Source organism: Microcystis sp. M090S1 (genome assembly GCF_020246295.1).
Taxonomy (GTDB): Bacteria; Cyanobacteriota; Cyanobacteriia; order Cyanobacteriales; family Microcystaceae; genus Microcystis; species Microcystis aeruginosa.
In genome coordinates this window covers 1-16838 of sequence record NZ_JADBTF010000116.1, presented here as the reverse complement: position 1 = coordinate 16838, position 16838 = coordinate 1, and the positions used below count along the sequence as shown (strand labels likewise).

The 16838-nt window shown below is 41.3% G+C and carries 14 protein-coding genes; 8 read left to right on the top strand and 6 right to left on the bottom strand.

The features are described 5' to 3' along the window. Window positions 1-70: 70 nt before the first annotated feature. The 3 genes from IM477_RS05410 to IM477_RS05400 form a co-directional block, all read right to left on the bottom strand. A complete protein-coding gene (locus IM477_RS05410; RefSeq protein ID WP_287730841.1) occupies window positions 71-2365 on the bottom strand; it encodes an SH3 domain-containing protein in 2295 nt (764 codons plus the stop codon). Between the two features lie 65 nt (window positions 2366-2430). After that, window positions 2431-3462 carry a hypothetical protein gene (locus IM477_RS05405; RefSeq protein WP_287730840.1) on the bottom strand — a complete coding sequence of 344 codons (1032 nt, stop codon included), beginning with the start codon at window positions 3460-3462 and terminating at the stop codon, window positions 2431-2433. 41 nt (window positions 3463-3503) lie between these two features. Then, window positions 3504-4187 (bottom strand): hypothetical protein, encoded by a 684-nt coding sequence (locus tag IM477_RS05400; RefSeq protein ID WP_287730839.1) that lies wholly within the window; start codon window positions 4185-4187, stop codon window positions 3504-3506. Between the two features lie 416 nt (window positions 4188-4603). On the opposite strand from IM477_RS05400, the gene IM477_RS05395 reads away from it, so the two are divergent. After that, window positions 4604-5320, top strand: a complete 717-nt coding sequence (locus tag IM477_RS05395) for a hypothetical protein (protein ID WP_002796630.1) — start codon at window positions 4604-4606, stop codon at window positions 5318-5320. Between the two features lie 219 nt (window positions 5321-5539). Here IM477_RS05395 and cysK read toward each other — a convergent pair whose 3' ends face one another. After that, on the bottom strand, window positions 5540-6499 hold the full coding sequence (cysK, locus tag IM477_RS05390) for a cysteine synthase A (protein ID WP_002741039.1): 960 nt from the start codon (window positions 6497-6499) through the stop codon (window positions 5540-5542). Window positions 6500-6786: 287 nt separating this feature from the next. Between cysK and IM477_RS05385 the strand changes: the two genes are divergently transcribed. The 6 genes from IM477_RS05385 to IM477_RS05360 all read left to right on the top strand — a co-directional run bounded on the left by IM477_RS05385 (window position 6787) and on the right by IM477_RS05360 (window position 10817). Then, a complete protein-coding gene (locus tag IM477_RS05385; RefSeq protein ID WP_287730838.1) occupies window positions 6787-7422 on the top strand; it encodes a hypothetical protein in 636 nt (211 codons plus the stop codon). Beyond that, window positions 7416-7577 carry a hypothetical protein gene (locus IM477_RS05380; protein ID WP_287730837.1) on the top strand — a complete coding sequence of 54 codons (162 nt, stop codon included), beginning with the start codon at window positions 7416-7418 and terminating at the stop codon, window positions 7575-7577. The genes IM477_RS05385 and IM477_RS05380 overlap by 7 nt, the downstream gene beginning before the upstream one ends. Next, window positions 7574-7936: a hypothetical protein gene (locus IM477_RS05375; RefSeq protein ID WP_287730836.1), complete on the top strand. Its 363-nt coding sequence runs from the start codon at window positions 7574-7576 to the stop codon at window positions 7934-7936. The genes IM477_RS05380 and IM477_RS05375 overlap by 4 nt, the downstream gene beginning before the upstream one ends. A gap of 15 nt (window positions 7937-7951) precedes the next feature. Next, window positions 7952-8482 (top strand): HNH endonuclease, encoded by a 531-nt coding sequence (locus tag IM477_RS05370; RefSeq protein WP_287730835.1) that lies wholly within the window; start codon window positions 7952-7954, stop codon window positions 8480-8482. 547 nt (window positions 8483-9029) lie between these two features. Then, window positions 9030-9152, top strand: a complete 123-nt coding sequence (locus tag IM477_RS05365) for a DUF8629 family protein (RefSeq protein WP_002737208.1) — start codon at window positions 9030-9032, stop codon at window positions 9150-9152. A gap of 24 nt (window positions 9153-9176) precedes the next feature. After that, window positions 9177-10817 (top strand): MBL fold metallo-hydrolase, encoded by a 1641-nt coding sequence (locus tag IM477_RS05360; protein ID WP_287730834.1) that lies wholly within the window; start codon window positions 9177-9179, stop codon window positions 10815-10817. Window positions 10818-10938: 121 nt separating this feature from the next. Here IM477_RS05360 and IM477_RS05355 read toward each other — a convergent pair whose 3' ends face one another. After that, window positions 10939-12165 carry a molybdopterin molybdotransferase MoeA gene (locus IM477_RS05355; RefSeq protein ID WP_287730833.1) on the bottom strand — a complete coding sequence of 409 codons (1227 nt, stop codon included), beginning with the start codon at window positions 12163-12165 and terminating at the stop codon, window positions 10939-10941. A gap of 15 nt (window positions 12166-12180) precedes the next feature. On the opposite strand from IM477_RS05355, the gene IM477_RS05350 reads away from it, so the two are divergent. Then, on the top strand, window positions 12181-13074 hold the full coding sequence (locus IM477_RS05350) for a glutaminase (protein WP_287730832.1): 894 nt from the start codon (window positions 12181-12183) through the stop codon (window positions 13072-13074). A gap of 108 nt (window positions 13075-13182) precedes the next feature. Here the strand turns inward: IM477_RS05350 and IM477_RS05345 are convergent, their stop codons facing one another. After that, window positions 13183-16305, bottom strand: a complete 3123-nt coding sequence (locus tag IM477_RS05345) for a TIGR03032 family protein (RefSeq protein WP_287730831.1) — start codon at window positions 16303-16305, stop codon at window positions 13183-13185. Window positions 16306-16838: the final 533 nt, after the last annotated feature.

Here is a 16838-nt window from a genome sequence, read left to right as displayed (position 1 = left end):
CAAGTTAAGTCAATGCCGACAATATTTTATCTGTGATTGCTTAACTTGACGTGAATTTTTGGACAAGGAGTTAAGCAATTGAACACCAGCGAACAATGGTATAACCAATGACACCGGGATCACCGTTGCTGTTTAAATCATTCCAAAATCTGGTGTATTCATTGGGAGGCATGGTTTGACATCCAGCACTGAAAGGATTCGTTTCTCCACCTTGATGAAATAACATCGTTGTTCCAGCAGAAGCACGAGGTTCATTAGGTTGAAATAGGCCATCGTGACTGGTATCTCGTTCCGCCATGGCTGATGCGGTAGGACACAATACTTTACCCAAGGTGGCACTTGTTCCTGTTTTATATTCGTAATATCCTTCGGGTAAACGTCCTAAATCCAGTCGTCCATCACCATTTGCATCAACCCCCATTCTGTTGCGATCAGCCAATGGATTATTACTATCTTCATACTGAGATGAGGGTTCCGTGTTAGAGGCGTATTTACGAGCGTGTTTCCCCGCGCCATCTTTCCAGATCATGTAAGTAATATCATCGTAACAACCATGCCAATCATTGACTTTTGTACTGGTTTCTTTGCGGAAAGAGATTAAGTTACGTTTACGCAATGTTCCGCCATTATGGGTGATAATCTCGGCACAATAATCGTATTGCTCACTTTCTGATAGATTGAAAGCAAGAGGATTGATTCCCGAACCCATTAGGCGATCGGAGGTTAAACTTTCTAGGACCCAACCAGAACAAGGTGAACTAATACGAAGCCATCTCGCACCTTGACTATCCAAACCAGCATCTACGACAGTTAAAGCCGTATTATTGTCTAATTGACCCACTTTTTCATAGGTAGTCCCAGGTCCAGAGCGCACATTTAAGGGAGGATTGGCATCAGCAGCAAAGACTCGATGCAGCGAGGAAGTTAAAGAAGTAAAGACATAACCTTCCACAGGTTTATCAATGCGAAGCCAATTGTCATCCGTCCCTATCACGTTTAAGGGTGTGCCATTAGTCAGTTCCGTGACCACTGAAAAGTTTGTTCCTGCCCCTGAACGGACTTTTAAGGGCGGATTCGGGTCATTGACAAACACGCAATAGGAAGATTTTGTCAAGTCACGATGAACATAACCTTCAATCGGTTTACTAATTTTGAGCCAATTGCCCTCTTCACCTACAACCGTTAATCGTGTCCCGTTATCTAAACGCCCCACAGGATCATAATTACTTCCTGCACCTTTCCGCACATTTAAAGGCGGATTGGCATCACAGACAAAGACGAATTTTTCAGGCTGAGGTAGGGGTGGTTGACTTCCTAAATATTCCTTAACTCCCGCACAAATTTTCTCAACGATTTGCTGATAACCGCCATCTCTCAACCAACGAGCATCTTCATCATTGTCAATGAAGCAACTTTCAAACAAGATGGTGGGCATGGTACAAGCATGGGTACAATTCCAGACACGACTATACCAGTCATGGGCAAAGGGCGTTCCAGCGTATTCATAACCCCGTCCTTGTAAAGGCAGTCCTCGGAAGTGTTTATCGATGATTTTGATAAATTTCTCAAATTCTGGACTCCGATTCACATAAAATAACCACCAACCTTTTGCCTGTCGGTTACAAGCATTATGATGCAGACACAAACAAACATTTGCACCACTGTCATTAGCTCGTTGTTGCAAGGTTGAAAGGGAAGCTAATTCATTTTCTTGACGACAGATAATCACTTGATAATTGCCTTCCGCTTCTAAACGGGCTTTAATTTCAACTGCTTCTTTCCAGTTGTAGTCTTTTTCCCGTAAATTTAGCGCATGGTTGACTGCCCCTGAATCTGTCCCTCCATGTCCTGGCATAATAGCAACTTTGAAAACCCGTGATGGGGGAGGTTGTTCTCCACCATATTCATCTAGTAAGCTTTGAGCTTCAGGGAAAACATTTTTGACCTTACTGACATAGTTTGGGTCGGTGGCATAGCCTTTTTCCCAAATATATTGTAAATAGCCTTCCGGATCATTATCGTATTCTTCCCATCCCTGATAGGGGGAATTCGGACGACCGATAAACCGCCAATATCCCATTGCGGCCTGTTCTGCGGTTTTCCAATGACACCAATAACAACCATTGGGTTCGCTAGGGGTAACTAACCAAATTTGATGGGTGATTTTTTCGGTGTAATTGTCGTCAATTTTATCTCGCCATTTGAGTCCACCGGGGTTTCCCGCTTCTTGAAAAAGTTTACTCGTACCTCGTGCAGATTCAACGATTGCTTGTGCTAATTGAACAACCCGTAATTTGCGATACCGAGTGGGAATTTGTTCGGTGGTAGCAACGGCACGCACATAATCAGTCCATGAGAACATCATAATCGTTTCCTCCTATTATTAAACAGTTTCCAAATACTAAAAGTTAGGGAATGCCAATTAATTGATTACTGCTCAAAATTCTTGAGATTTTCCTTTAAGTAAGCCAAGAGAATCTCTAGACGTTTTGCTTCCGCTTCAGTGAGGTGATCGCCCTTTTGTTTTAACTCAAAATACCGCTTAGTAGAACTAGCTAAACGAATAGTTTTACCCAATTCTTCTAAGGCATTGAAGTAGGGAATCACGGTATTAGAAGGGGTTAAAGGATAGTTAGTAGTTCTGTGGTAAGCTTCTAATACTTCAGTGGCTAAGTTTTTCTCGATTTGACTGGGGGCTAAAGTAATCCCTTTTTTGATGTTAACTACAATGTAAGGACTCACGGGTTTATTATTAGTTGCAGTCACAATTCCGTCTGAGCCCATTTTCAAGGTTTCTATCTCAACGGGTTCAAAGAAAAAGGCATAAGCTCCTGTTTGTAAGGGAGCTTCTCCAATCACAGGTCTTTGCTCAACGTTAGCAGGATAAAGACCAAAAGTTGATGTTTTCACTTGGGGTTGAAATCTAGCTTCAACAACAGTTGCTAGAATATTATTAATGCCCTGTAAGGCTGTACTTCCAAGGGTTGTATAAGGTATTAAACTAGGAAAAGCAGCCCCTACAGTTCCCACAACTTGCTGCAATGACTTGGTAACTTGTTCTAAGGTAGAACGTCCTAATCCTTGACAAAAACTACTAAACGATAAATACAATCGCTGAGATTTTTCATCTTTTTGAAAGTCTTCAATGACAGCAACATTTTCAGCCCAAATGTCTGTTACATCTAAAGTCATTCCAGAGATGTGATTAAGATAGTGAACCTTTAAAATAGGGGTTTCTTGATCTCCTAATCCTATCTGACTGACAAGAGCGAAATAGTTATTATCCCACTGTCCTGCTAAATAATGACCTTTGTACTTAGTATACAGTTGCAGTGAAATTGTATTGATCGAGATAGTAAAATCCTCCGCAGGAGCAATTAAAGCATCATTGTCCTTGATATAGGGATCAAGTAATTTTCCTGGTTCGTGAAGAGGAACTCTAGCAATAGTTGTCGTGGTCATTTGATATTCTCCTGATAGCATCAATAATGCAGGTAATACATCTAAGCAATTACTGTTGTCCCAGTGATTAAATCTTTCAACTTTGCTGCAACCTGATTTTCCCAAGCCTGAAAAATCAGATCATCTTCAAATAATTTTTGAGGATTAATGGTAGAATTAGGATTGATCAGAACTCCGATATCTCGGTATTCAGGTTGCTCATCTAAAGCGTAAGCTGCTAACTCACTACAAATCCATTTATCAGGACAGTTGAGAGCTTCAGACAGTAATTTTTTGATTTTTTGCCGTGATAAAAGATTGAGTATCTGACAGGGTAAACTTCCAGAAAAGGCATGAGCTAGGATTAGTTTATAGTCATATTTTTTACCTAGTTCTGGTTTGAGAATCTCAACAATACGCTCGGCAATCTCGTCAGTTAAATCTTTGGGTTTGCGGAAGAAAATTTGGCAATTAGAAGGTTGAAAATAGGGTTCTAGAGGATTTTCTTCTACCATATTCGTGCCAGCATTCGCTTCAATACAGGTATTTTCCCCCGTAACGATGAGAGCGTGAGTAGCATAAATATTGCTCATTTTATCCCACTTAGTAAAATAAGCAATTCCTCGACCAACTGGATTTGTTCCGTCATAGGTAAAACCGATGTAACCCTTGTTATAGTTAACTCCGTAAACAGGGTTCAAGGTGACGATTTCAAGTCTGGCTTTTTGTTGTAGTTGAGTAGTCATTTTTTTGCCTCTCAGAACGTAACAAAGGAAGTTCTAACTCTGTTCGGAAGTGAAATAGATGAGTTAGATAGCTGGCGTGACTAGGTAAAATTAGATGCGGTATTTATACTTACTACTTTAGATCGTCTATCAGAATTTACTGCCCTAAGGACTGCAAATTAATACATTTCTTTAGGTTTCTGTATATAAGTTTACAGAATATTGTTGAGCTATTTATTAATAAAAAAAGTTGAGTTTGATTGCAAACCATCTTAACACCTAAGCTCGCCAAACTGAACTTTAGCCGATTCTCGATCGCAATTTTAGCCCACCCTAGCACTGCGCTCTTTTCCCACAAGGATTTTTACCAAGAAAAATGATCTGTCTGCCTGAGAACAGGCTATAGTGATCATCAAACCCTCAGTGAAAAACTTCCCGTGTCTTCAGTATTCCGCCTTCCTCCCTATTTTTCCCCCGCTCTGCAGCGTCGAGTCATCAAAACTCTCGCCGCAAAAAAAACCCGTCAATTCTTGACATGGGCGGCAGCTTGTGCTAGTTTTTTAATCCTCTGGGCGTGGAATTGGCAGTTAGTTTTGGCCACTTTAACCGGGGTGGGGGCGATGATTGGAGTTTACCATCTCCAGGGTCAAAACTGGCCATCGCTGTGGCTGTGGGGGCGTGCTTTTTTCAGTGCCGATAGCGGTAAGTTAACTTTAGCGGTAGTCTGTGGCGGTTTGGGCAGTTTAGCCACCTATCTCGCTGTCGCCATTTGGACCTATGCCGAAAATCGCTGGTTGGCCCTGGCCTCAATTTTGCAAGGATTTGGCACGGTTTCGACTTTAATCCTGCTAGGATGGCATTTTCTCGACCATCGCGGTCAAAATGAGTCAAAAAACTTCGATCGCTGGTTAGAAAAATTAACAGTCAATGATCCCTTAATGCGCTTAATGGCAGTCCGACGTTTAAGTGAAATGCAACTTTCCCCCAGTCGTCGAGAACAATGCCAAGAATACTTCCGTTATCTTCTCTCGCGAGAAACCGATGCACAAGTGCGATCGGCTTTATTGGATAATTTTTCTGGCAAAGAGGCAATCAAACCGCAACCTTTACAAATACCCCTACAGGTGAAAAAATCCCTCCTAAAATACGATTAATACTAAATCCTGTTTAAAAAGTATAGGGAAGTGGGGAAGTGGGGAAATTGAACTAAAACCCCAAAACCCCAAAACCTAAAACCTGTCTCCTAACGACCGGCTCCCGACTCGGAGAATACTGACGACCGACGACCTGCACCTGAATCCTAGGCCACCATTTAAGATAACTGCTATAGTTAAAGCTAAAGGCTCACTGTAGAGGCTGAAGACGATATTTTTTTACACCAAAGTTAACTCGCGCTCCTCGATATTTTGGAACATCAGTGTACTCAGATAACGTTCCCCGAAACTAGGCTGAATCACCACAATTAATTTACCCTCATTTTCCGGTCGTTGGGCCAGTTGAATCGCGGCACAAAGATTGGCACCGGAAGAAATCCCCGAAAGCAACCCTTCCTCTTTTGCCAGACGACGACCAAATTGAAAAGCTTCCTCATCACTGACAGTAATTACCTCATCAATCAGATCTGTGCGTAAAACTTCTGGAATAAAACCTGCACCGATACCTTGAATTTTATGGGGACCGGGATTACCACCAGAAATCACTGGACTATTGAAAGGTTCCACCGCGACTACTTGAAAACTAGGTTTACGGGATTTAATCACTTCAGCGACTCCCGTAATCGTGCCTCCAGTACCCACACCCGCAACAATAAAATCTACCTGTCCCTCCGTATCTTGCCAAATTTCCTCAGCAGTGGTGAGACGGTGAATTTCCGGGTTAGAAGGGTTGCGAAATTGTTGCAACATATAAGCGCCGGGGATACTATCGACGATTTGTTGAGCGCGTAAAATTGCCCCTTTCATGCCTTGGGAGCCGGGGGTAAGTTCTAGGGTAGCACCGTAGGCTTTTAACATCGCCCGGCGCTCTAAACTCATCGTTTCCGGCATAGTTAAAATCAAGCGATAACCCTTAGCTGCCGCAGTCATCGCGAGGGCAATTCCCGTATTGCCAGAGGTGGGTTCCACTAAAACCGTGGTTTCTGGATTGATTAAACCCGCTTTTTCGGCGCTATTAATCATGTGAGTGCCAATGCGGTCTTTGACGGAAGCAGCGGGATTCATCCCTTCTAATTTCATCACAATTCGGCCAAGACAGCCCTCCGCTTGGGGAATCCGATTCAATTGTACTAAAGGTGTGCGGCCAACCAATTCGGTGACATCGTGAGCGATACGCATGATATTTTCTCAGTCTGGGTGATTCGTGTGCTTAGTTATAGCGGTAAGCTCTCAGCTTTAGCGTTTGAGAATTTCCTCACTAGCCAAGGAGGCGCTATATAGCTCACTTATAGCAAAGGCCAGCCCTAGATCGGCAAAATTTCCATTTTCCTTTGTTTCTTCAGTCGGTCCGAGTTGATTCCCAGAAACAGGCAAAACTACTATGACCGATAAGATTGCTTTTTTCCAAAAGCTTATACTTGTACTAAAATAACTATGGATAAGTTACCAAAGTCAGAATTACGGTCATGACCATTAAATCTAATCTAGCCCTATTGAAAGAACAACACATAGAAATTCAGGGCTATTTGAGCGATAGGTTAAAAGCACGTCATCTAGAATGGATTGTAGAACATCTTGATGATCCTGTAGCGGCGGAATTGTTCCAGATTATCATACAAGAACGAAATGATAGAGCCAAAGTTAATTCAACTCAGTCCTTGCAAATATCCAGACACCAGGGCAAAATTGAACAGTTAGGAAAAAGTAATCAGAATTTATCCAACGAGAATGTTGAGCTTAAACAAGAAGTCAGTTACTGGCAAGAAAAAGTTAATGAGTTGCTACGCAAGTTAGAGCAGTTACGTCAAGATTTATTAGACTTTGATCAATCTGAGATTTATCGTTTAGGTCAATGGTTAAAGGCTAGTCTATCTAAAACTGGCCAAGAACGTCAACAGGCTTTACTGGAAAAGGAATTAGTTCATAAAGACAGTTATAATCTAGCGGTGAGCGATCTAAAAAATATTATTCAGGAACAACAGGATGGGATTACACAAATAAAAGATCGAGCCATCTCTACAGTTGAATCTCTGGAAAAAACTAATGATATAGCGGTGTGCAGTCGTATGAGGTACAGTGTCACGAGCTATAAACCATGCTAGGCAAAGCTTGGTCTGTATCTCACTCAAGCGCTTACCGCTATAAACTACGAAGACAACTGGGGGATATTAAAAAATATATTATTAATAACTATGGCGATAAAAAGTGGCAAGAAATCACTCGTTACTTTGCAGATGAACAGGAACTGAAGCAATGAATTTACTAGAAGAAATGAGCTATCGCCAATGGCAAAAAAGAAATAGTTCACTATTTCATGGCCTTTCCCTAGAGCAACAAAGACAAGCGAGAAAAAAGGGCTATTATAATAGCGGCTGGGGAAAGGTTAAAAGCTCTTGGGAGCTTCTTCAGGATTTTAAAAATAATACTTATAAAGTTGTCAGTTTATTTGAGCATGAATTAAATAAGGGAAATCTTGTCAAGGCCATGGATTTAGCAATTATTGAGTCTGAAAAAGCTAAAAAAATGTCTGAAGAAGGAAAACAAGAGTTAGAAAAAATCTCGAAAAATTTGCATGAAATAGCAGATAAAGCTTTGGCTAAATATCCTTTATTATGATTATTCTGTACTGCCATGACTAAAATATCAAAATCAAAGTTGTCTCAATTATATAGCTCCGATGAAATTGCAGAAATCTGGAATGCTAATCAACATCTAGCAGTTATCGAACACCCCCAAAAAGGATTAATTAGCCCGAATCAATATCGAACAATGGCCAAAGAAAAACCCTGTCCTTTTTGTGGTAAAAAGATGAAACATGGCGAAGAATTTAAAACTTCTTCTCAGTCAGAAGCTATCAAAAGGGGTTACGAATATAATAATTCTCAAGGGGAAAAAGTTATTAATCAAATCAATCAGATATTTTTTCATCCCAATTATGTCACTATCGATCATATAATTAATAAAGCCCGCTGTCCCGAAAAAATGTTTTATTTTGACAATTTACAACTGGTATGCTGGCAGTGTAACCAAGCAAAAAGTGATGATAATGCCTATGAACTTCGTCAAACTTATGAGTATTTATCTAGTCTAGTCGATGAAACAGCAATTCGTTATCCTCTTCTTGAAAAGACCAATGACTTAGCCGAGTTTAACAAACTTTAATTTTAATAAACTTTAATTAAGTTTATAATCTGATTAAATAAGTAGTCGGACATAAATTCTGTTGTCTATCTTAAGAAATGTAAATTGCCGCAATTCTTACTGACGACCGACTCCTGACTCCTGACTCCTTACCCTACAGTTAACTTTACTTTTGTCCAACTACTTAGCCTTCAACTCTAATCGAAAACTCCTAGTAAAATTCCACTATAATTGAATTGAGCTAATCTGAGTCAAAATGAATAACTTGTTTGCTTTTGCCTCAGGTCTAAAAGAGACAATTTACACCTATCATTACGTCGCACTTTAGCAAAGGAGAATTTAAATTCAGGCTAAATTTTTGTGAAATTTTCTTGACTATTATGACAAAAGATGCTAGTTTTTCAGATAATTATCAGTAGTTTTTGATAAAATCATCACAAATTACTGGCAAGTTTAATTATGAAAAGAGGTTGAGCGCCGATGGTCAAACCCGAAACCTAGCTGCTAACAACCGAAAAAGTTGGGTTAGTATGAGGGGAGATACCCTCTGAGGAGTTGCACTAATTATATGGACATCAAATTAATCTTGTTGGCATTGACGGCCGTATTCACCGTCTCTTGTCTCTTTTTCGGCACCCGCAACGGTTTTTACGATAGCGATAACTACGATGGCAACGGTTCCGCTCACTAACCAGTCATCATGATCAGGGTTGCCATGGTTCAACGCTCTACTGCCGTCTGGGGGTCAAAATCCCTTTTATCCTGTTTACCTTTTGGTGTCGGTCACGCGTCGGAAGGGGTTTGTCTCCTGCTGACAATCGGTCCCTATCGCCTACTTTTAGATTGCGGTTTGGCCGATATGCAACCCCTCACCCAAAACAAAAAACCACCCGTGGATCTGGTGTTCTGTAGTCATGCCCACAGCGATCACATCCGTGGGTTAATGGCTCTCCATCAGACCTATCCCCAATTGCCAGTTTATGCCAGTGAGGTGACAGTACAACTGCTGCCCCTACAATGGCCGGATTCTGCCGAGGAAATCGGCAGTTTCTGTCAGGGTTGGCCATGGCGATCACCGATCGCTCTCTTTGATGATCTCACCGTCGAGATTTTTCCAGCTGGCCACCTACCTGGGGCTGCCGTGGTCCTATTCACCTACAAAACCCCCAAACGCACCTATAAAGTCCTCTATACCGGCGATTTTTCCCTGTCTAATTTTCAACTGGTGGAAGGATTATCGATCGATCTGCTGCGGGGAGTGTCCCCCGATGTGCTGATTATTGAAGGCAGTTACGGCACAGAGCGCCATCCCCACCGACGACAGCAGGAAAAACAGTTGATGAATCGCATCTATCATGCGATCGCTGAGGGGCAAAATGTCTTACTACCCGTCCCCGCTTTGGGATTGGGTCAGGAAATTTTAAAATTACTGCGGTCGCACCACCAATTCACAGGCCGCGACATTGATATCTGGGTTGGGGGCAAGATCGCTAAAGCTTGCGATGCCTACCTGGAAATTTTACCACAATTTCCCGCATCTGTGCAAAATTTTGCCAAACATCAGCCCTTATTTTGGGATGAGCGCATCTGTCCCCGGTTGCGAAGGTTGCCAGAAAAACCGACACCTCTAGGGGGAACCACTCCGATAATTTTACTAATCGATCGCCTAGAGGAGGTGAGTAAATATCTGCAAGGGGATAAACCTTGGTTAATGTTAGCTCCCCAACACCTGCACGATATCAACCTGGAGAATCCCCGATTAAAAGCGGCACAGCGTTCGCGATTAATTAGCCAAGAAACCTATCTACTCGCCGAACATAGCGATAGTCGCAACACCACCCAACTGATCCATAACCTGCGACCACAGCATATCATGTTCGTCCATGGCTCGCCCCTATATCTAGCGGATTTGACCAGTTTAGAAGAATTACAAAGCCGTTATCAACTCCATTCCCCGGCCGTGGGAACTCTGGTGGAATTGCCTATTGGCGATCGCTTTATGCAACCGACACCCCCGGCCCCCAGCCACTATGAGGGAGAATTAAATGAATCGGATTCGATCGTCACTATCACCTTACCAGAGCCGATCACCCGGGATCCCCGGTGGAGTAATTTCGCCGATACGGGACTGGTGGAAGCGCGCTGGCAAGGGGAAGAATTATTATTGCGGGGAGTCTCCCAACGGGAGTTATTAAGCGAGAGTCCCAATCGCATCACCAAAGCTTTAGAGGAGATGGATTGCTGTCGTGTCTGTGTCCACTACAAAAGTCAGCGCTGTTGGAATCCCGCTTCTCCCCTCTACGGTTTTAAAGTGGTTCCCGAAGGCTATTGTCCCGTTTTTGAGGCCAATATATAATTAGGGTCTGCGGCAAAAAGTTCCTAACCGTAATTCCCCTGCTGCTGTCCTTCGACCTGATTCTTACCGAGAAGGAGATCAAGTCAAAAAAAGAACCCTTGCCAAAATCTGAAACTGGCTCTCAAAGGGGAAGTCCAGTCATAACTTCTACTGTTTCTCCCGCTTGTATAGTAGTTTTACCCTGGGGAATTATGGCTAAAGCATTAGTACCCGCTAAATTAATTAAATTAGCCGAATTGTGTTGTCCGGGAGCAAGTTGAAATTGATAAACTCCCTCGATAATTTCTATTTTTCCCCAGAGATAAACTTCTCTTTGTCCCTGAGATTTGAGAGTATCGCGGGTGACAACTCGCAGAAATTTGTTCTGATATTCTGTCAATCCCGATAATTTTTTAATGGCCATTTGCACGAAGCGCCAACAGCAAACTAAAGCAGAGACGGGATTACCGGGGATACCAAAGTAAATACAACCGTTAGGAAAAGTAGCAAAGGTTAAGGGTTTACCCGGTTGAATAGCAACGCTGCCAATCAGAATTTTTCCCCCTAATTCCCCTAAAATTCCCTCGATATAATCGTAATCTCCTACGGAAACACCGCCGGTGGAAAGGACGATAGCACTAGAATTAATTGCTTTTCTGATAGTTTCTCTGAGAAGATCGGGATTATCTTTGATTATACCTAAAGGTCTGGGAATTGCCCCTAAACTGGCGACAAATGCGGTTAAAGCGTAGCGATTCGAGTCAATAATTTGACCTTTTTGGAGGGTTTCATCGGGATTAATTAATTCATCTCCCGTGGAGAAAATTGCCACTTGGGGACGGGAAAACACTGTTAATTCGGTAGCTTGTGCCGTGGCTAAAACCGCTATTTCTGGGGAATTAATGGCAATACCAGCTTTTAATAAGGTATTTCCCGCTCGATAGAATGTGCCGCGTTGACGCACGAAAAGACCTATTTTTTCGGGAGGGATAAGAATCGCCACTCGCTCGCCTTTTTTTTGAGTATTTTCCTGCATAATAATCGTATCACTGCCGGCGGGTAACATCGCTCCGGTAAAAATCCGGGCTGTTTGTCCAGGATTAATGGTTATTTCCGGGACTTTGCCGGCGGGAATTTCGGCGATAATCTTTAAAGTAACGGGATTTTCTGGATTAGTGTCTTTGACATCTTCGTAGCGGACAGCATAGCCATCCATTGCGGAATTATCCCAGTAGGGAAAGTCTAAATCACTCCTGATATCTTCGGCTAAAATGCGCCCAAAAGCTGCCTCTAGAGAAACTTTTTCTGTTTCTTGTCGGGGTTGAATTTGAGTTAAAATTATAGATTCTGCTTCTTTGACTGAGTACATGGATTAAACAAACAAATGAACCGATTAGCTAGATTAAGGGTGGAAGATATAAAAGCTTGGGTCGGGGAAGTGCATTTATCGGATAGGAAGGGTCAGACTGCCTATTATATACCGGTTTTGAACCAAGTTAATCCCGAGGTTTTCGCTCTCCAGATTCACTGTCTTGAGGGGGAGATTTTGTCTTGGGGAGATGAAACTGTAACTTTTCCTTTGATGAGTGTGATTAAACCTTTTTTGTTATTATATCTTTTAACCCATTTAGGGGAAGATGCTGTTTTTCGTCGCGTGGGAAAACAAGCTTCTAGTTATCCTTTTAATTCCTTAACTCAACTGCAAGAGGATTGCGGTTTTCCCCGTAATCCTATGATTAATAGTGGTGCGATCGCCTTGACAGACTTATTAGCAGGAGAAACGCCAGAATCTCGCTGTGAAAATTTGCTTTTATGGTTAAATGAAATGGGTAATTGTCAATTATTTCTCGATCACTCTGTGCTTGATTCTGTTCACTCCTATCCTAATGCACACAATCAAGCTTTAAGCTTAGAATTAGAAAAAAATGGTTATATCAGTCATCGTTATTTAGCCCTAGAAACCTACAATCGAATCTGTTGTTTATCTGGAAAAATTGCCGATCTTGCTAATTTAGGTCAGTTAATTTTAGCTTCTTCTTTTGCCGATATAGTTCTGGAAATTATGACTAATTGTGGTCTTTATGAAGCTTCCGAAAAATTTGCTATTGAGGTGGGTTTTCCCACTAAATCGGGAGTTAGTGGGGCCCTATTATCAATTGTACCGAAACAGGGAGCGATCGCTTGTTATAGTCCTCTGTTAAATGAGCAAGGTAATTCAATTTTAGGACTTAATTTACTAACATATATAAGTAGGTGGATGGAATTAAATATAAGATGAACGTAGGTTGGGTTGAAGCATGAAACCCAACCCCCTGGGTAAGCAACTCACATAAAGTTCATTTTGTCAAGGATTGTTAAGATGCGCTTACCCTGATAATTCCAGTGATCAATTGGCTATCCTGATCATCTCTGGTGATTTTCCCGCAGCATAAATATCCCACATTGTCCGATAAGCTTTTTCTAAATTGCGGGTAAAACGAAGGGTATCAAATAACGGATAAGTCAGACGATTTTGGGCTAGTTTCTGTTTAATTTCGTGCAATTTATCAGGAGATTTTGCTAAATTAATCGCTAAATTTTTATACTCCTCTAAATTCTTAGTAATTAATTCAGGTAGGCCAATAGCTGTCAGTAAACTAGCACCAACACGGGAAGGAAAAGTTGCACCTGGACAAGTTATAATCGGTAAACCTGCCCATAAAGCATCACTCCCAGTAGTATGAGCATTATAGTATAAAGTATCAAGAAATAAATCAGCTAGTTGATGCCGCGCCAAATGTTCCGGCTTAGGTTGGAGATGGGCAAAAATTAAGCGATCGCCCTCAATTCCTCGCGCTTGTGCTTCCCGACGTAGATTTGCTTCAGCTTCAGCTACTCTCGAAAATAACCATAACACACTACCTGGAACATTAGCCAAAATTTGCATCCATACAGTGAATACTTGCGGCTCAATTTTATAGGTATGGTTGAAACAACAAAAGACAAAACCCGATTCAGGAAGACCATAATGGGAACGAGTAACAGGTTTAGATGATATAATTTGTTGATAATCATTAGCCTGATAACTATCCGGTAAAATTACCAATTTTTCAGTAAAATTATCAGCAGACTCTGGTGGGGTAACTATGGCATCACCAATAATATAGTCGATAAAATCTGCTCCCATTGTCCCCGGATAAACCAAATAATTAACTTGAATCGGTGCAGGTTTTAAAGCCAATATTTGTGTCCGCGCTTTATCAATATATCCCATCAAATCAACTAAAATATGCACCCCATCATTAAAAACCCGTTGTGCAGATTCCGTAATTGATAAAGTAGCAATATCATAAAAGCGATCGCAATCATTAGCAATGCGACGACGATATTCACTACCATCATCAGGACCATAGGAATAGGCAATTATTTCAAAGTTATTGCGATCATGTAAACCAAAGACACTTTGCATCAAATGACTGGTGGGATGGTTACGAAAATCATGGCATAAATAACCTATTTTTAATCGTCCAGATCGGGTGCGGGAATGGTTAAAGTTGAGGGGTTTAGTCCCTAAGGCTAATTGTCTTTTAACCTCTTGAGCATAGTTACAAGCTACTTTTAACTGTTGACTAGCAGACCAAGGTTTATATAAGCTATCAAAGGGAGTTACTGCGGTAGATTTTCCCTCTTGTAACTGGTTTTCGGTTAATTGCCAAAGTTGGAGTAAATCAGCTTCTCTTGTCTCCCAATTACAAGTCATTTCCTTCATAGAAAATAAGCAAGCAAAAGCCTCTGGTGAATTAGGTTGAATAGCTAAAGCTTGCTTAAATACGCTCATAGCTGCTTCTACTTTGTCCTGTCTTCCTAAAGCTAAAGCCAAACTATTATAAGCTTTAATGTATTTAGGATTAAGCTTAATTGCTGTTTGAAAATAAGCGATCGCTTCTTCATTTTTTCCCTGTAGTTGTAACACATTTCCTAAATTAAAGTGTGCTTCTGGATAATTAGGGTTTTTCCTGATTGCTTCTTGAAAATTGACCACAGCATCCCCTAACTTATCCTGCATTTGTAAGACTAAACCTAAATTATTCTCAGCAAAAGCATAGTTTTGATTGCCACAAATAGCTTGGTTAAAGCAAATAATCGCCTCGTCTAAATCTCCCTTGCTAACTGCTATTATTCCTAAATTATTGTGGCTTTCTGCATAATTAGGGTTAATAAGTAAAGCTTGCTTATAAGCCAAAATAGCTTGATCAATTTGTCCTAAACTATCCATGATCACCCCCAACTGATGCCAAGCAGCTGCATATTGGGGAGATTGATTAATTAATTGTTGATAGAGAGCGATCGCTTCTTCAAGCTTAACCTGTTTTTGCAAGGTGTATGCTTGCTGATAAAGGGTATCTGCTGGGGAAGTATCAGGCTGATTATTTGCTAGATTTCCTCCAACTAAAGGAGAAATAGGATCAAGAGTAATAAGTTTACTGATGTCATCATTTTGGAATCCTAAAGCTTGGGGACGTTTAACTCCTTCTAAGACTTGTATATCATAAAGTTCAGTCACTTCACCTTCTAAGCGTATCCAGTGAACAACTTCACCTGTTTTCAAGTCAATAACTAGCAGACCACAGCGAGGATCTGCTTCTTTAGCCATTAAATTATCATCTAAGATTAACCCCGAAAAAGTCTTATCTACCCCACGATTTTTAGATAATCCAACAATGGCATAATTTCCGACAAATGCTAAACCGCGCAGAAAACCAGGACAAAAAGTAACAGGCTCAAAAATGCCTTTGTCTTGATCAATATAACCAAAGTAACCCGTACCCGCATTTAATAACCATAACTTACCCTGATAAAATCGGGGAGAATGAGGCATAGATAAACCAGTAGCAATCACTTCATTAGACTGAATATCAATGACACAACCGCCAGTTTGTCTTCTGTCTCTCCACCCATCCACCACATCTGATTGACTACAAGCGGTAACATAACGCGCCTTCCCATCTACCAAAGCTAAACCATTGAGATGACAACGATCTTCATTGACTAAAGCGGAAATAAACGACGGTTTCCATAGGGGAATGCAACTATGGCGATCGCTGACTGTCGCCAGACAATTTAACATCGTACTGATAAATATAATTCTTTCAGAGAGATTTTCTATTGCCAAATCGTGAATATCTAAATCCCCAGTAGTATAACTAATGCGGGGGATATAAAGTTTATCGTAACCATCATAAAGCTGTTCGGATGATAACACATTATCTAGTTGCCAGATTTGATAGCGGGAACTAAGATAAATCCTTTCTGGGGTAGCATATAAACCCATGGCGCGGTCAAATATCCGCTCAAATCCCGACATCCCCCTTTGAGGGTTAACTCCTAAAAACATCAGTCGAGAACTTTGATAGGTAGTAAAAGCCAGACTAATCTGCTGAGACTCTAACCAATCGATGAAGTTACGGGAAGCAATTATCTCTACGGGGATAGATTGATTATTATTGGGAGTTGATAGTTGTGTATTCATCGGTTGTCTAGTCCAAATCTACAGCAAATTTTATTTTTACATATCGTAGGGTGTGAAGCGCAATAGCGTAACGCACCAATCTAATAATAGAGGTGGTAAGTTACGGCGGATGGTTAATTTTGGTTTTTTGACGGAATTGGTAGCCGCAAATACGCACAGTGAAGCCTGTAGGGTGTGAAGCGCGATAGCATAACGCACCAATTTAATAATAGAGGTGGTGCGTTACGGCGGCTTGTTAATTTTGGTTTTTTGACGGAATTGATAGCCGCAAATACGCACCCTACACCTAAATTAGGTGTGTCAGTCCACTACGATTTATGTTTTTGTGTGAGCGCGATCGTTTATAATCAAAATATCATTATTTTGGGTTTGCTGAATAAGTACGGGCGAAGCATTCGGATAGAAAATCTACCTTTTCACCGATAGGTTATTGTCCGAATGCTTCGCCCCTACAGGACGCGCTCACACAAAAACATAAATCGTAGTGGACTGACACACCTAATTTAGGTGTAGGGTGCGTATTTGCGGCTATC

What these genes read in the sequence shown, in the direction of transcription:
- IM477_RS05380 (WP_287730837.1), top strand. Translation starts at nt 7,416, where the DNA reads ATGCTAGGCAAAGCTTGGTCTGTATCTCACTCAAGCGCTTACCGCTAT.
- IM477_RS05400 (WP_287730839.1), bottom strand. Translation starts at nt 4,187, where the DNA reads ATGACTACTCAACTACAACAAAAAGCCAGACTTGAAATCGTCACCTTG.
- IM477_RS05355 (WP_287730833.1), bottom strand. Translation starts at nt 12,165, where the DNA reads ATGTACTCAGTCAAAGAAGCAGAATCTATAATTTTAACTCAAATTCAA.
- IM477_RS05360 (WP_287730834.1), top strand. Translation starts at nt 9,177, where the DNA reads ATGGTTCAACGCTCTACTGCCGTCTGGGGGTCAAAATCCCTTTTATCC.
- cysK (WP_002741039.1), bottom strand. Translation starts at nt 6,499, where the DNA reads ATGCGTATCGCTCACGATGTCACCGAATTGGTTGGCCGCACACCTTTA.
- IM477_RS05405 (WP_287730840.1), bottom strand. Translation starts at nt 3,462, where the DNA reads ATGACCACGACAACTATTGCTAGAGTTCCTCTTCACGAACCAGGAAAA.
- IM477_RS05375 (WP_287730836.1), top strand. Translation starts at nt 7,574, where the DNA reads ATGAATTTACTAGAAGAAATGAGCTATCGCCAATGGCAAAAAAGAAAT.
- IM477_RS05350 (WP_287730832.1), top strand. Translation starts at nt 12,181, where the DNA reads ATGAACCGATTAGCTAGATTAAGGGTGGAAGATATAAAAGCTTGGGTC.
- IM477_RS05345 (WP_287730831.1), bottom strand. Translation starts at nt 16,305, where the DNA reads ATGAATACACAACTATCAACTCCCAATAATAATCAATCTATCCCCGTA.
- IM477_RS05385 (WP_287730838.1), top strand. Translation starts at nt 6,787, where the DNA reads ATGACCATTAAATCTAATCTAGCCCTATTGAAAGAACAACACATAGAA.
- IM477_RS05365 (WP_002737208.1), top strand. Translation starts at nt 9,030, where the DNA reads ATGGACATCAAATTAATCTTGTTGGCATTGACGGCCGTATTCACCGTC.
- IM477_RS05410 (WP_287730841.1), bottom strand. Translation starts at nt 2,365, where the DNA reads ATGATGTTCTCATGGACTGATTATGTGCGTGCCGTTGCTACCACCGAA.
- IM477_RS05370 (WP_287730835.1), top strand. Translation starts at nt 7,952, where the DNA reads ATGACTAAAATATCAAAATCAAAGTTGTCTCAATTATATAGCTCCGAT.